This is a genomic window from Mycobacterium sp. E3305 (genome assembly GCF_001666785.1).
Taxonomy (GTDB): domain Bacteria; phylum Actinomycetota; class Actinomycetes; order Mycobacteriales; family Mycobacteriaceae; genus Mycobacterium.
Map to the genome: position 1 here is coordinate 1 of NZ_LZJA01000177.1, position 606 is coordinate 606.

2 protein-coding genes are annotated in these 606 nt (G+C 70.0%); both read right to left on the reverse strand.

Going from position 1 to position 606, the window contains the following annotated elements:
• Positions 1–379: NifU family protein (locus tag A5701_RS16275; RefSeq protein ID WP_197504994.1), on the reverse strand; the 379-nt coding region annotated here is incomplete at its 3' end.
• Positions 380–385: 6 nt separating this feature from the next.
• Positions 386–606: nickel-dependent hydrogenase large subunit (locus A5701_RS16280; RefSeq protein WP_197504995.1), on the reverse strand; the 221-nt coding region annotated here is incomplete at its 5' end.

Below are 606 nucleotides of genomic sequence, written 5' to 3' on the forward strand. Positions count from 1 at the left end.
GCCGCACGGTATCGCCGTCGACGCCGACGAGGTCGACGTCCCCGCCGTGCGAGCCCAGGTACGGCCGCACCCGGTCGAGCGCGTCGGACACCCGCCGGTGTACATCGTGCGGGTGCAGACCGTGGACAAGGAGCAGGCTGGCCACCAGGTCGTCGGTGGCCAGCCGCTCGGCTATGCCCGGGTCCCCGGCCTGCCCCAGGCACTGCATGATCCGTTGCAGCCCGGCCCCGTAGAGGCCGACCACCTCGCGGACCAACTCAGTCGCGCGGTCCCGGGCGGCCGGCCCACTCGCCGCGCAGGAATCCAGGAGGTTCTGGATCCGATCGCCCGCTGTGCGCCACCGTGCCTCGCTTTCGTCAATGGTGTCCGGGCGATCCACCTTCGATCACTCCCCGGCGGGCGACTGTGTCGGTGTGTGCAGTCTGTCGAGGGTCTTGCCCTTTCCCAGATACATGTGCACGCCGCAGGGCAGGCAGGGATCGAAGCTGCGCACCGTGCGCATCACGTCGATGCCCTTGAAGTCGTCCCGGCCGTTCTCCTCGAAGATCGGCTGACCTTGCACCGCGTCCTCGTACGGCCCCGGCGTGCCGTAGCTGTCGCGGGGGT